The organism is Roseivirga sp. BDSF3-8, assembly GCF_041449215.1.
Taxonomy (GTDB): Bacteria; Bacteroidota; Bacteroidia; order Cytophagales; family Cyclobacteriaceae; genus JBGNFV01.
The window spans coordinates 2990016-3003059 of record NZ_JBGNFV010000001.1 but is presented as its reverse complement, the minus strand read 5'-3'; the positions used below and the strand labels follow the sequence as shown (position 1 = coordinate 3003059).

Below are 13044 nucleotides of genomic sequence, written 5' to 3'. Positions count from 1 at the left end.
GTATCGCAAAAATAAAAAAGGGATAAGACTTTACGCCCTATCCCTTTTTTAAATTTTAAGGAATCACAAGTATTAGTCCTTGTTTTCCTCATTATTTTCTTCTGACTTATTAGATGAGTCATCAGAAGCTGATTCTTTTTTCTCAGAATTATCAGCTTTAGCAGAAGTATCAGAACTTCCACCAGAACCTCTTCTACTACGACGAGTACGCTTAGAAGATTTTTTTGTAGAAGTTTCTTCAAGCAGAAGCTCGTTATAGTCGACCAGCTCCATCATGCACATTTCTGCGCTGTCACCAGCACGAGTGCCAAGCTTAATAATCCTGGTATAACCACCAGGCCTTCCAGCAATCTTACCAGCTACTTCGGTAAAAAGGTGATCTACTGATTCTTTATTCTGAAGATAAGAAAACACAACTCTTCTAGAATGTGTCGTATTATCTTTTGCTTTAGTAAGCAAAGGCTCGACAAATTTTCTAAGGGCTTTGGCCTTAGCTAATGTAGTCGTAATTCTTTTATGCAAGATCAAAGAAGTGGCCATATTAGACATCATCGCCTTTCTATGAGGGGCCTTTCTTCCTAAGTGATTAAATTTCTTTCCGTGTCTCATTGCCTTTAGTCTTCGTCGAGTTTATACTTGCTAAGGTCCATTCCGAAGGTAAGGTTTTTCTCTGCAACCAATTGCTCCAGCTCAGCGAGTGATTTTTTTCCGAAATTCCGGAACTTCATCATGTCACTGATTTCCAGCCTGACGAGGTCCCCCAGGGTCTTCACATCGGCTGCTTTTAAACAGTTATAAGCTCTGACAGAGAGGTCAAGATCGCTCAAAGGCGTCTTAAGCAATTTACGCATGTGCAGCATTTCCTCATCCACTGCATCAGGCTCACCTTGCTCATTGGCCTCCAGTATCATAGTCTGATCGGAGAAGAGCATAAAGTGTTGAATGAGTATATTCGCAGCACCTTTCAGCGCAGCCTCAGGGTGAATGGAACCATCGGTCTCTATATCAAGGATAAGTTTCTCGTAGTCAGTTTTCTGCTCAACACGAGTGTTCTCCACACTGTACTTTACGTTCTTTATAGGGGTAAAGATCGCATCGATAGGAATATAGCCAAAGACTTGTTCGTTGGGCTTATTTTCTTCCGCAGGCACATAACCACGTCCCTTATCTACCATTAGTTCAACTTCCATCTCTACAGACTGATCGAGATGGCAGATCACATGGTCAGGATTTAGCACTTCAAAGCCTGTAGTGAAGTTATTGATATCACCGGCTTTAAAAACACTCTGATTCTTTATACTAACCGTAATCTTATTATCAACTACGTCAGTAACTTTTCTGAACCGAACCCCTTTAAAATTAAGGATAACCTCTGCAACGTCTTCCACCACTCCCTCTATAGTAGAGAACTCATGCAATACACCTGGTATTTTAATACCGATAATAGCATAACCCTCAAGAGAAGAGAGAAGTATTCTCCTTAATGCATTACCAATTGTAACCCCATATCCCTTTTCAAGCGGCTTAAAAGTAAAAAGGCCATGAAAGTCATCAGCCTTTTCCATCACCACTTTCTCGGGCATCTGAAAAGCAAGTATGGACATATTATATTGGGATTTTTAGATAAAAAGTCGATTGATTACTTAGAGTAAAGCTCGACAATCAATTGCTCTTGAATATTCTCAGGAATTTCATCCCTCTGAGGAGGGGTAACGTATTTACCTGTCATTTCACTACCATCCCACTCAAGCCAGGAGAATTTTTTACTGGCAGTAGCAGAAAGGCTATCAGTGATAGACTCAAGAGACTTAGATTTTTCACGAACACCAACCACATCACCGGGACGCAGGCTGTAAGAAGGGATATTAACGATATCACCATTTACAGTAATGTGTTTGTGTGAAACCAATTGTCTGGCGGCCCTTCTTGTGGGAGCAATGCCAAGACGGAATACTGTGTTATCTAATCTGGCTTCTAGAAGCTGAAGAAGAATTTCACCGGTAATCCCTTTTTTACTCTGGGCTCTATGGAAGAGATTAGCAAATTGCTTTTCCAATACACCATAGGTATACTTAGCTTTTTGCTTTTCCATGAGCTGAATAGCATATTCAGAAGGTTTTCTGCGGCGACCACGACCGTGCTGACCGGGAGGGTAACTTTTCTTCTGAAGCGCTTTACTAGGGCCGAAGATCGGATCATTAAATCTTCTGGCAATTTTTGACTTGGGACCTCTATATCTAGCCATTATATTTCGCGATTCTCAGATTAATAATTAAACTCTCCTTCTTTTAGGAGGACGGCATCCATTATGAGGCAAAGGAGTTTGATCACGGATGGACATAACTTCTATACCCGTATTCTGGATAGTACGAATTGCGGATTCTCTTCCTGATCCAGGTCCTTTAACGAAAACGTCAACTTTGCGAAGTCCTAAATCGTAGGCCGCTTGTGCAGCATTTTGTGCAGCTACCTGAGCAGCATAAGGAGTGTTTTTCTTGGACCCCTTGAAACCCATCTTTCCAGCAGACGCCCAGGAGACTACCTGGCCGGTGGAATTGGTCATCGAAATGATAATATTGTTGAAAGAGGCTTTAATGTGGGCCTGTCCTACAGGTTCAACATTTACTACCCTCTTTTTACCTTTATCTTTTCTCTTCTGAGCCATAATCAAATGCTATTATTTAGTAGCTTTCTTTTTGTTAGCCACAGTTTTTCTTTTACCCTTCCTGGTTCTGGAGTTGTTTTTAGTTCTTTGCCCCCTCACCGGAAGTCCTTTCCTATGGCGCAAACCACGATAACAACCAATATCCATAAGACGTTTGATGTTCATCTGAATTTCACTCTTCAGAACACCTTCAGTCTTGAATTCTTCATTAATGATTGAACGAATATCGTTAGATTCGTCATCAGTCCAATCTTTAACCTTCTTACTGACGTCAACCCCGGCTTTTTCAAGGATTCTTTTGGATGAACTACGTCCAATACCAAAAATATAGGTAAGGCTTATCTCACCTCGCTTATTATCCGGAATATCAACTCCTGCAATTCTAGCCATAATTAACCTTGTCTTTGTTTGAATCGGGGATTCTTCTTGTTGATCACGTACAATTTACCTTTCCTACGGATCACTTTACAGTCAGCACTACGCTTTTTAATAGATGCCTTAACTTTCATCGCAGTTATTTATATCTATAAACAATTCGACCCTTGGTAAGATCATAAGGCGACATTTCAAGTTTGACCCTATCCCCAGGAAGAATCTTAATGTAATTCATTCTCATCTTTCCAGATATATGGGCAATCACCTGATGACCATTTTCTAATTCCACCCGAAACATTGCATTTGATAATGCTTCAACGATTGTACCGTCTTGTTCGATGGATGCTTGCTTTGCCATAAATACTAATTACTCAGTACTTCTTCTATATACTTGTGGGTCGTCAGAACTTCTGTCTTATCTCTGAAGATCGCCACTGTATGTTCATAATGAGCTGAAGGTTGTCTATCTTTTGTTCTAATAGTCCATCCATCAGCTTCTTGAACAACCGCTCTAGTACCTAAATTAACCATAGGTTCTATAGCAATTACAATTCCTTCTTTCAATTTAGGGCCATTGCCTCTTCTTCCAAAATTTGGAACTTCAGGGGATTCATGAAGGTCTCTTCCCAATCCATGTCCCACTAGCTCGCGAACAACTGTGTAGCCTTTACTCTCAACAAAGTGCTGAATGGCGTACCCAATATCTCCGATTCTATTTCCGAAGCGAGCCTGTTCAATGCCTAAATAAAGTGACTCTTTAGTTGTCTCTAAAAGGTCTTTTACCTCATTAGACACATTACCTACAGCATAAGTGTAAGCTGAATCACTATGGAATTTATTAAAATAAACTCCGCAATCTATGCTAACAATATCTCCATCTTTAAGTTCATAGTTGCTAGGAAATCCATGAACAACAGCCTCATTAACTGAGATGCATAAGGAAAATGGGAACCCATTGTAACCTTTAAAAGACGGAGAACTATTATGATCTCTAATAAACTCCTCAGCTATCTTATCTAGTTGAAGAGTTTTTACTCCAGGCTTAACATTTTTGGCCACTTCTGCATGTGCGCGACCCAAAATATCAGCACTCTCTTTAATAATTTGAATTTCCTCCCCTGACTTATATTTAATCATTAGGCCACAGCGACATTAGATGATCTTCCCTTCATCCTTCCAGACTTCATCATTCCCTCGTAATGTCTCATCAAAAGGTAGCTATTAATCTGTTGGAGGGTATCCAAAATAACACCAACCATAATAAGCAGAGACGTCCCACCGTAAAACTGAGCAAATTCTCTACCTACTCCTGCCATAGCTGCAAAAGCAGGTAGAATGGCGACTAAAGCTAGGAAAAGAGAACCAGGTAAAGTAATCTTAGTGAGAACACTATCAATATATTCCGAAGTTTGCTTACCTGGTTTAACACCAGGAATAAAGCCACCATTTCTTTTTAAATCATCAGCTATCTGATTAGGATTAATCGTAATAGCCGTGTAGAAAAAAGTAAACAAAATTATAAGTAATGCTGAAACAAGGTTGTACTGCCAGGTGGTATAGTCAGAAAACCATTGAGTGACATATGATGCATATTCACTATCATCGAAGAATCCAGCAATAATTGGTGGAATAAACATTAATGACTGAGCGAAAATAATAGGCATAACCCCAGCAGAATTAACCTTCAGAGGAATATACTGCCTTTGACCACCATAAACCTGCTTTCCAGCAACCTGTTTAGCATATTGCACAGGAACTTTTCTAACTGCCTGGGTAAGTGCCACAACTCCCATTACGATGAAGAAGAGGACCACTACCTCGATAATAAGGAATATTGCTCCTTCCAGTTGCCGTGTAGCCACCTCCGCAAGAATGGCCCCAGGGAATCGGCTAATGATACCTATCATGATAAGCATGGAGATCCCATTACCAATACCTTTATCCGTTATTTTCTCCCCTAACCACATACAGAAGATTGTACCGGCAGTGAGAATAATCATGGAGGATAATAGGAATACAAATGAATTGGGCAACATAATTGCCTCAGGGTTTATCGTACCCTTTATATATGCAACAGATTGTCCAAGGCATATAATTACAGTCAGAACCCTGGTGATCTGATTTATTTTCTTTCTCCCAGACTCTCCATCCTTTTGCATTTTTTGAAAATACGGAACAGCTACCGTAAGCAACTGCAAAACAATAGAGGCTGAAATATATGGCATAATGCCAAGACCAAAAATGGAGGCATTACTAAAGGCCCCACCAAGGAAAGTGTCAAGTAGTCCAAAGAAACCAGTTGAATTATCCGATAACTTATCAGGATCAATTCCCGGGAGGACTACAAAAGAACCTAAACGAAAAATTATAAGGAAGAATAAGGTATATAGAATTCTCGACCTAAGTTCTTCAATAGAGAAAATATTCCGTATGGTGGAGAAAAACTTTTTCATAATTAAAGTTTCGTGGCCTTACCGCCGGCTTTTTCAATTGCTTCAATGGCCGAAGCAGAAAAAGCATGAGCTTCTACTTCAACTTTACCCTTTAGCTCTCCGCGACCGAGGATTTTAATGAGATCATTTTTTCCTGCATAGCCGTGATTTCTCAAAAATTCAAAATCAACCTTTTCAACATTCTCGGAATCAAGGATCTGCTGAAGAGTATCTAAGTTAATAGCTTTATATTCAACCCTATTAGGATTGTTAAACCCAAATTTAGGGATTCTTCTCTGAAGGGGCATCTGACCACCTTCAAATCCGAGTTTTTGAGAGTAACCAGATCTGGATTTAGCACCTTTATGCCCGCGTGTCGATGTACCTCCACGACCAGATCCCTGTCCTCTACCAATACGCTTTTTGTTCTTTACTGAACCCTTGGCAGGTTTTAGTGAATGCAATTTCATCTTAAAGCTCAGTTACGGTGATCAAATGATTGACTTTCCTGACCATTCCTGCTACCTGAGGTGTATTTTCCACCTCAACAGATTTATTAATTCTACCCAAACCTAATGCCTGAATAGTTTTTTTCTGATCTGAAGGACGCTTAATGGTACTTTTGACCTGGGTTATTCTTACTTTACTCGCCATGCTATGAAAGGATTACCCGTTGAAAACTTTATTTAAAGTGATACCGCGGTGTTGAGCTACAGTATAGGCATCACGCATTCTAGAAAGCGCATTAATTGTTGCCTTAACAACGTTGTGGGGATTTGAAGAACCTTTAGACTTAGCCAAAACATCCTTAACACCGGCACTTTCAAATACGGCACGCATGGCACCACCAGCTATCACACCGGTACCAGGAGCAGCTGGTTTAACGAGGACAAAGCCGCCACCATACTTTCCGATAGCATCATGAGGAACTGTTCCGTTAAGTACAGGAACCTTCATGAGGTTTTTCTTAGCATCGTCAATACCTTTTGTAATAGCATCTGTAACCTCATTAGCTTTACCTAAGCCATAGCCTACGACACCGTTACCATCACCAACTACTACTATTGCTGAGAAGCTAAAACGACGACCACCTTTAACAACTTTCGCAACACGGTTAATGGTTACGACACGTTCCTTAAGGTCAATCTCACTTGCTTTAACAGACTTTATATTGTTCTGGGACATAACAACTTAAAATTTGAGGCCTCCTTCTCTTGCACCATCAGCAAGAGCCTTAATTTTACCGTGGAACTGATAGCCACTACGATCAAAAACTACGTTCTCGATACCATTTGAAGAGGCTCTCTCAGCCAAGGACTTGCCAACATTCTTGCAAATATCCAAATTAGCAGAATTCTGCTCTCCAAACTCTTTAGAAGAAGCCTGAGCAATAGTATGACCTTTTATATCATCTATTAGCTGGGCATAAATAGCCTTATTGGATTTAAACACGGAGAGACGAGGTTTATCTGCAGTACCACTGATCTTCCTTCTGATACCTCTTCTAATCCGAAGCCTTCTAGCAATTTTATCTGTAGCCATCTTTTAACCTTATTTAGAAGCAGTTTTACCAGCTTTCCTTCTAACCTGCTCACCAACGAAACGAATACCTTTACCTTTGTAAGGTTCAACTTTCCTCAGTGACTTGAGCTTAGCTGCTACCTGCCCTATTAACTGCTTATCAATGCCTTCAAGGGTCACGATAGGGTTTTTACCTTTAGGTGTTTCCGCTGAAACCTTAACCTCCTCAGGCACAGCAAAGAAAATGCTGTGGGAATACCCCAGGTTTAGTTCTAAAGTATTGCCTTGAGCCGTAGCTTTATAACCTACGCCAACAAGCTCTAATTCTTTTTTATACCCTTCATTCACACCTACAACCATATTGTTGATGAGGGACCTGTAAAGTCCATGAAGTGACTTATGCCGCTTTTGCTCAGTAGGGCGACTAACAGTTAGTTCACCCTCTTCCTGATTAATCTCAAATGAAGCGTCTATTTTCTCATTAAGTGTACCTTTAGGTCCTTTAACGGTTACAAGACCGTTATTAGACTCAATTGTTACACCACTGGGTATTTCTATGGATTTCTTACCTATTCGTGACATTGCAGCTTTAGCTTAATACACGTAACACAAAACCTCACCACCAATATTCTGCTCCCTAGCTTCCTTATCAGTTAAAACACCTTTAGAAGTGGAAAGGATTGCAATACCAAGACCGTTAAGCACCCTTGGGAGAGTATCAGCTTTAGTATATTTCCGCAACCCTGGCTTACTCACCCTTTCAAGGTTAGTAATGGCAGAAGCTTTCGTGACTGGATCATACTTCAAAGCAATCTTAATATTACCTTGAACAGAACCATCCTCAAACTTATAGTGAAGAATATATCCTTTGTCGTGAAGCACCTTTGTTAGCTCCTTCTTCATATTAGAAGCAGGTACTTCAACTACTCTATGATTGGCACGGATAGCATTCCGTACTCTTGTCAAATAATCCGCTATAGGATCCGTTATCATCGCTCTTTCTTATATTACAGACCGCAAACAGGCCTGCAAAGATACAGAAAAATTCCTATAAAAAAAACGCAACTGGTATAATTACCAACTTGCTTTTGTAACACCAGGAATACGACCTTCTGAAGCCATTTTCCGGAATGTAACCCTTGATATACCAAACTTCCGCATATAGCCTTTGGGTCTACCTGTAAGCTTACATCTATTGTGAAGACGTACAGGAGAACTATTTTTAGGAAGTTTATCAAGACCAACCCAGTCGCCTTCAGCTTTAAGCTTCGCACGCTTATCTGCGTATTTGGCAACTAGACGTTCTCTTTTTCTCTCTCTAGCTTTTAATGATTCTTTAGCCATAACTTAATTAGCATTTTTGTTAGAGAATGGCATGCCGAAGGCTTTAAGCAATTCATAACATTCCTCATCAGTCTTCGCAGTAGTGACAAATGTGATGTCCATACCGGAGATCCTGTTTACTTTATCTATACTGATTTCAGGAAAAATGATTTGCTCTTCAATGCCAAGGGTATAATTACCTCTGCCGTCAAAGCCCTTGTCTGAAACACCTCGAAAATCACGTACTCTGGGAAGAGCTATATTAATGAGGCGATCAAAAAACTCATACATTTTCTCACCACGTAGTGTTACGCGTGCGCCGATAGGCATGCCATCTCTAAGTTTAAAATTAGAGATAGAGTTTTTAGCCTTTGTAGGAACAGCCTTCTGACCTGTAATAGTAGAAAGTTCTTCTACTCCAACATCAACTAATTTTTTATCAGCTACAGCTGCACCTATACCTTTATTGATGGCGATTTTTACAATCTTAGGTACTTCCATAGAGGACTTGTACTCAAACTTCTCATGCAGAGAAGATACAATGTCCTTAAGATATTTTTCTTTAAGTCTGGGATTAGCCATTTTAGATAAAGTCTCCAGTTTTCTTAGAATACCTTTGAAGCTTGCCCTTATCATCATGTTTACGACCTACACGGGTAGGCTCACCATTTGAAGGATCGATCAGCATCAGGTTACTGATATGGATAGAAGCTTCTTGTTTTTCGATACCACCGTTAGGGTTTGTTGCTGAAGGTTTGGTATGCTTCGTAACAACATTAGCGCCTTCGACTATAGCTCTGTTCTTAGCAGGAAGAACTTTAAGTACTTCCCCTTCCTTGCCTTTAGAATTACCAGCAATAACTCGAACTTTATCGCCTTTCTTTATTCTAAGTTTATTCTGCATAGTCTTATGAATTAAAGGACTTCAGGAGCCAGTGAAACAATTTTCATAAACTGGCGCTCTCTTAGTTCACGAGCAACAGGTCCGAAGATACGGGTGCCACGGGGTTCGTCATTATTGTTGAGCAACACAGCTGCGTTGTCTTCAAAACGAATATATGAACCATCCTTACGCCTAACTTCTTTCTTGGTCCGAACAATAACCGCTTTAGAAACAGTTCCTTTTTTAAGGTTACTAGATGAAAGAGCTGATTTCACAGTTACGACTACTTTATCGCCAATACCTGCATATCTCTTTTTAGTACCACCCAGTACCCGAATAACAAGAACTTCTTTCGCGCCGCTATTATCGGCAACAGACAGTCTAGATTCTTGCTGTATCATGATTACTTGGCCCTTTCAATAATTTCTACTAATCTCCACCGCTTATTTTTGCTAAGTGGACGTGTTTCACTGATGCGCACAGTATCTCCGATACCAGCATCATTATTCTCATCATGGGCAGTAAACTTGGTAGTTTTACCAATAAACTTCCCATAAATAGGGTGCTTTACTTTACGGTTTACAGCAATTGTGATGGTCTTATCCATCTTATTGCTGACTACCTGCCCTACTCTTTCCTTCCTAAGATTTCTTGTCGTTGACATAGTCCTGCTACTTAATTTCCAGATTTAGATCTTAAGGCCGTCTGAAGTTTAGCTATATTCCTACGCGACTCTTTGATCTTCATCGGGTTTTCTATAGGCGAAATAGCATGAGCAAATTTAAGCTTACGAAGGGCCTCTTGCTCAGAGGCTATTTTTTCATTGAGCTCCTCACTAGAAAGAGACTGAATCTCGGAATATTTCATGGCTATATTATTCTACGTAATCTCTACGTACCACAAATTTTGTCTTAATAGGCAGCTTTTGAGCAGCCAACCGAAGTGATTCCTGGGCAAGTGCCAAGTTAACGCCTCCGGATTCAAACAGGATAGTTCCAGGCTTAACAACAGCGACCCAATATTCAGGAGCACCTTTACCCTTACCCATCCTTACTTCAGCAGGTTTCTTGGTTACAGGCTTATCAGGGAAAATCCTGATCCAAACCTGTCCCTCTCTTTTCATAGCTCTTGTCATTGCGATACGGGCGGCCTCTATCTGACGACTAGTGATCCACCCCGGCTCAAGAGATTTAATAGCAAAAGTACCAAAGGCGATTTGATGCCCACGCTGAGCGATACCTTTAACCCGGCCTTTCTGCTTTTTTCTAAACTTTGTTCTTTTAGGCTGTAACATCTTATATGAATTGAGCGCTAAAAATTATTTCTTTCTACGGCGAGGGTTACCATCACCTCTTTTGCGACGTCCTCCACCTTGCTGCCCACCAAGGCCAACATTAGGGGATAGGTCACGCTTTCCAAAGACCTCACCTTTAAATATCCAGACCTTAATACCGATCTTTCCATATACTGTATTAGCCTCAGAGAAAGCATAGTCGATATCAGCACGAAGAGTATGAAGGGGAATTCTACCTTCTTTATACTGTTCCGTACGTGCCATCTCAGCACCACCAAGGCGCCCACTTACTTTAATCTTAATACCCTGAGCGCCTACACGCATAGAAGAAGCGATAGCTTGCTTCATTGCTCTACGGTATGATATACGAGCCTCTAACTGTTGGGCGATTGAATCCCCTACCAGCTTAGCATCAAGCTCAGGTCGTTTAATTTCAAAGATATTAATCTGAACATCCTTACCTGTAAGCTTTTTCAGCTCTTCTTTGATCTTGTCAACCTCTGAACCACCCTTACCAATAACTACACCGGGACGGGCTGTATGAATTGTAAGTGTGATACGCTTAAGTGTTCGCTCGATTATAACTTTCGAAACTCCACCCTTAGGAATTCGTACTTCGATGTACTTACGAATGTTATGATCTTCTACAAGTTTATCAGAGAAAGACTTTCCGCCATACCAGTTGGAGTCCCAACCTTTAACGATACCAAGTCTAAACCCGATAGGATTTACTTTCTGTCCCATTCCTTAAGCGTTATCAGTGTTTTCAGTTTCTTTCTCCTCATTAGTTGTAACAGCAGGTTCAAATGTGTCCACTACTATAGTTACATGATTGGATCTTTTGCGTATTCTATGCGCACGACCCTGAGGAGCTGGTCTGAGTCTTTTTAGAATTCGACCACTATCAACAAATATTTCTTTGATGTAGAGATCAGATTCTTCTAATCTGGCATCCTCATTCTTAGCCTGCCAGTTTGAAATCGCTGAAAGAAGCAGTTTTTCTAAGCGAGTAGCACTTTCTCTCGGGTGGTATTTCAAAATACCTAGTGCCTTATTAACTCTTTCTCCTCGAATGATATCGGCTACCAACCTCATCTTCCTTGGAGAGGTGGGTACATTTTTCAATTTGGCTACTGCTTCCATTATCTTCTGCCTTTATCTTTCTTAGCAATATGTCCTTTGAAAGTACGGGTAGGAGCAAATTCTCCAAATTTATGACCTACCATGTTTTCAGTCACATACACAGGTATGAATTTATTACCATTATGTACTGCAAAGGTAAATCCGACGAAATCAGGGCTGATCATTGATCTTCTCGACCAAGTCTTAATTACAGACTTCTTCCCTGATTCACTCATGGCCTGAACTTTGTTATCAAGCCTAAAATCTATATAAGGTCCTTTTTTTAACGAACGTGCCATTACTTCTTCCGTTTACCGATGATCAAACGATTAGAGTACTTTTTGGGAGTACGGGTCTTTTTACCTTTAGAATAAAGACCAGTTCTCGAGCGAGGGTGTCCACCTGATGAACGACCTTCACCACCACCCATAGGGTGATCAACAGGGTTCATAGCCACACCACGAACTCGAGGTCTGCGACCCAACCAACGTTTACGACCGGCCTTGCCCAAGGAAACATTCATATGCTCCTGGTTTGAAACAGAACCCACGGTAGCATAGCATTTGCCAAGTACGAGGCGCATTTCACCGGAAGGAAGTTTAATAGTGGCATATTTACCTTCTCTTGCAAGAAGCTGAGCATAAGACCCGGCTCCTCTTACTAAGGCACCACCTTTTCCAGGCTGGATTTCAATATTATGAACAATAGTACCTAAAGGTATTTTATTCAGCGGGAGTGAATTACCGACCTCAGGAGCGATATCTTCGCCACTAAGTACAGTTTGTCCTACTTGAATACCTTCGGGAGCAATGATATATCTTTTCTCGCCATCAGCGTATACTATTAAAGCAATACGCGCTGAACGATTAGGATCATATTCAACGGTTTTTACGATACCGGGAACACCATGCTTATCTCTTCTGAAATCAATAAGACGAAGTTTCCTTTTATGACCACCCCCCATATAGCGCATGGTCATCTTACCGCTATTATTTCTACCGCCTGATTTACTCAGGGAACGGGTCAAAGACTTCTCTGGAGTGGAGGAAGTGATCTCCGAAAAAGAAGGTGCGTTTCTGAATCGTTGCCCCGGAGTAACAGGTCTTAATTTTTTAACTGCCATTTTTCCTCAATTCAAATCTTAAATACCACTATAAAAGTCAATGACCTCTCCTTCGGCAACCTTAACAATTGCCTTTTTGAAAGAAGGCTTTCTACCTTTAACAATAGCAGACTTTGTATACCGGGTTTTCATTTTGCCGAGATATCTCATAGTTCTAACACCATCGACTTTGACTCCGTACATTTCTTCTACGGCACGCTTTATCTCAACCTTATTAGCAGTTTTATCGACTATGAAGCCATAGACACCCTGCTCGTTTTGAGCTGAAACTTTTTCCGTAACCAGTGGCTGTTGTAAAACGCTCAT

27 protein-coding genes are annotated in these 13044 nt (G+C 40.7%); all 27 read right to left on the bottom strand.

Translation table 11 applies throughout. The features are described from left to right. Window positions 1–72: 72 nt before the first annotated feature. Entirely contained in the window at window positions 73–609 is a 537-nt protein-coding gene (gene rplQ / locus AB9P05_RS12480) for a 50S ribosomal protein L17 (RefSeq protein ID WP_371909157.1), read from the bottom strand. 5 nt (window positions 610–614) lie between these two features. Beyond that, window positions 615–1604, bottom strand: a complete 990-nt coding sequence (locus AB9P05_RS12475) for a DNA-directed RNA polymerase subunit alpha (protein ID WP_371909156.1) — start codon at window positions 1602–1604, stop codon at window positions 615–617. Window positions 1605–1639: 35 nt separating this feature from the next. Continuing rightward, entirely contained in the window at window positions 1640–2245 is a 606-nt protein-coding gene (gene rpsD / locus AB9P05_RS12470; protein WP_371909155.1) for a 30S ribosomal protein S4, read from the bottom strand. Between the two features lie 27 nt (window positions 2246–2272). Next, window positions 2273–2665, bottom strand: a complete 393-nt coding sequence (gene rpsK / locus AB9P05_RS12465; RefSeq protein ID WP_371909154.1) for a 30S ribosomal protein S11 — start codon at window positions 2663–2665, stop codon at window positions 2273–2275. A gap of 12 nt (window positions 2666–2677) precedes the next feature. After that, window positions 2678–3055 carry a 30S ribosomal protein S13 gene (rpsM, locus tag AB9P05_RS12460; RefSeq protein WP_371909153.1) on the bottom strand — a complete coding sequence of 126 codons (378 nt, stop codon included), beginning with the start codon at window positions 3053–3055 and terminating at the stop codon, window positions 2678–2680. Between the two features lie 2 nt (window positions 3056–3057). Continuing rightward, window positions 3058–3174, bottom strand: coding sequence for a type B 50S ribosomal protein L36 (gene ykgO, locus AB9P05_RS12455; protein ID WP_028981563.1), 117 nt, complete (start codon window positions 3172–3174; stop codon window positions 3058–3060). 5 nt (window positions 3175–3179) lie between these two features. Continuing rightward, entirely contained in the window at window positions 3180–3398 is a 219-nt protein-coding gene (gene infA, locus AB9P05_RS12450; protein WP_371909152.1) for a translation initiation factor IF-1, read from the bottom strand. Between the two features lie 5 nt (window positions 3399–3403). Continuing rightward, complete coding sequence (map, locus tag AB9P05_RS12445) at window positions 3404–4177, bottom strand: type I methionyl aminopeptidase (RefSeq protein WP_371909151.1); 774 nt, start codon at window positions 4175–4177, stop codon at window positions 3404–3406. After that, a complete protein-coding gene (gene secY / locus AB9P05_RS12440) occupies window positions 4177–5493 on the bottom strand; it encodes a preprotein translocase subunit SecY (protein WP_371909150.1) in 1317 nt (438 codons plus the stop codon). The genes map and secY overlap by 1 nt, the downstream gene beginning before the upstream one ends. 2 nt (window positions 5494–5495) lie before the next feature. Then, window positions 5496–5942, bottom strand: coding sequence for a 50S ribosomal protein L15 (gene rplO / locus AB9P05_RS12435; RefSeq protein ID WP_371909149.1), 447 nt, complete (start codon window positions 5940–5942; stop codon window positions 5496–5498). A gap of 1 nt (window position 5943) precedes the next feature. After that, the gene (gene rpmD / locus AB9P05_RS12430) at window positions 5944–6126 is read right to left on the bottom strand and encodes a 50S ribosomal protein L30 (protein WP_371909148.1); all 183 of its coding nucleotides are present in this window, start codon (window positions 6124–6126) and stop codon (window positions 5944–5946) included. A gap of 12 nt (window positions 6127–6138) precedes the next feature. After that, a complete protein-coding gene (gene rpsE / locus AB9P05_RS12425; protein WP_371909147.1) occupies window positions 6139–6657 on the bottom strand; it encodes a 30S ribosomal protein S5 in 519 nt (172 codons plus the stop codon). Between the two features lie 6 nt (window positions 6658–6663). After that, window positions 6664–7014 (bottom strand): 50S ribosomal protein L18, encoded by a 351-nt coding sequence (gene rplR / locus AB9P05_RS12420; protein ID WP_371909146.1) that lies wholly within the window; start codon window positions 7012–7014, stop codon window positions 6664–6666. A gap of 9 nt (window positions 7015–7023) precedes the next feature. Continuing rightward, the gene (rplF, locus tag AB9P05_RS12415; protein ID WP_371909145.1) at window positions 7024–7575 is read right to left on the bottom strand and encodes a 50S ribosomal protein L6; all 552 of its coding nucleotides are present in this window, start codon (window positions 7573–7575) and stop codon (window positions 7024–7026) included. Between the two features lie 12 nt (window positions 7576–7587). Beyond that, complete coding sequence (gene rpsH, locus AB9P05_RS12410; protein ID WP_371909144.1) at window positions 7588–7986, bottom strand: 30S ribosomal protein S8; 399 nt, start codon at window positions 7984–7986, stop codon at window positions 7588–7590. Window positions 7987–8067: 81 nt separating this feature from the next. Continuing rightward, window positions 8068–8337 carry a 30S ribosomal protein S14 gene (gene rpsN / locus AB9P05_RS12405; protein WP_371909143.1) on the bottom strand — a complete coding sequence of 90 codons (270 nt, stop codon included), beginning with the start codon at window positions 8335–8337 and terminating at the stop codon, window positions 8068–8070. A gap of 3 nt (window positions 8338–8340) precedes the next feature. Further along, window positions 8341–8898, bottom strand: coding sequence for a 50S ribosomal protein L5 (gene rplE / locus AB9P05_RS12400; RefSeq protein WP_371909142.1), 558 nt, complete (start codon window positions 8896–8898; stop codon window positions 8341–8343). A gap of 1 nt (window position 8899) precedes the next feature. Beyond that, the gene (rplX, locus tag AB9P05_RS12395) at window positions 8900–9220 is read right to left on the bottom strand and encodes a 50S ribosomal protein L24 (RefSeq protein WP_371909141.1); all 321 of its coding nucleotides are present in this window, start codon (window positions 9218–9220) and stop codon (window positions 8900–8902) included. Window positions 9221–9231: 11 nt separating this feature from the next. Then, window positions 9232–9600 carry a 50S ribosomal protein L14 gene (rplN, locus tag AB9P05_RS12390; protein ID WP_371909140.1) on the bottom strand — a complete coding sequence of 123 codons (369 nt, stop codon included), beginning with the start codon at window positions 9598–9600 and terminating at the stop codon, window positions 9232–9234. 2 nt (window positions 9601–9602) lie between these two features. Next, window positions 9603–9863 carry a 30S ribosomal protein S17 gene (gene rpsQ / locus AB9P05_RS12385; protein WP_371909139.1) on the bottom strand — a complete coding sequence of 87 codons (261 nt, stop codon included), beginning with the start codon at window positions 9861–9863 and terminating at the stop codon, window positions 9603–9605. 11 nt (window positions 9864–9874) lie between these two features. Further along, on the bottom strand, window positions 9875–10066 hold the full coding sequence (rpmC, locus tag AB9P05_RS12380) for a 50S ribosomal protein L29 (protein ID WP_371909138.1): 192 nt from the start codon (window positions 10064–10066) through the stop codon (window positions 9875–9877). Window positions 10067–10073: 7 nt separating this feature from the next. After that, window positions 10074–10493 (bottom strand): 50S ribosomal protein L16, encoded by a 420-nt coding sequence (gene rplP / locus AB9P05_RS12375; RefSeq protein WP_371909137.1) that lies wholly within the window; start codon window positions 10491–10493, stop codon window positions 10074–10076. Between the two features lie 24 nt (window positions 10494–10517). Further along, window positions 10518–11237 (bottom strand): 30S ribosomal protein S3, encoded by a 720-nt coding sequence (rpsC, locus tag AB9P05_RS12370; RefSeq protein WP_371909136.1) that lies wholly within the window; start codon window positions 11235–11237, stop codon window positions 10518–10520. A gap of 3 nt (window positions 11238–11240) precedes the next feature. Next, on the bottom strand, window positions 11241–11636 hold the full coding sequence (gene rplV, locus AB9P05_RS12365) for a 50S ribosomal protein L22 (protein WP_371909135.1): 396 nt from the start codon (window positions 11634–11636) through the stop codon (window positions 11241–11243). Then, window positions 11636–11914 carry a 30S ribosomal protein S19 gene (rpsS, locus tag AB9P05_RS12360; protein WP_371909134.1) on the bottom strand — a complete coding sequence of 93 codons (279 nt, stop codon included), beginning with the start codon at window positions 11912–11914 and terminating at the stop codon, window positions 11636–11638. Before rpsS ends, rplV begins: the two co-directional genes overlap by 1 nt. Continuing rightward, window positions 11914–12738 (bottom strand): 50S ribosomal protein L2, encoded by an 825-nt coding sequence (gene rplB / locus AB9P05_RS12355; protein ID WP_371909133.1) that lies wholly within the window; start codon window positions 12736–12738, stop codon window positions 11914–11916. The genes rpsS and rplB overlap by 1 nt, the downstream gene beginning before the upstream one ends. An 18-nt stretch (window positions 12739–12756) precedes the next feature. Continuing rightward, window positions 12757–13044 carry a 50S ribosomal protein L23 gene (rplW, locus tag AB9P05_RS12350; protein ID WP_371909132.1) on the bottom strand — a complete coding sequence of 96 codons (288 nt, stop codon included), beginning with the start codon at window positions 13042–13044 and terminating at the stop codon, window positions 12757–12759.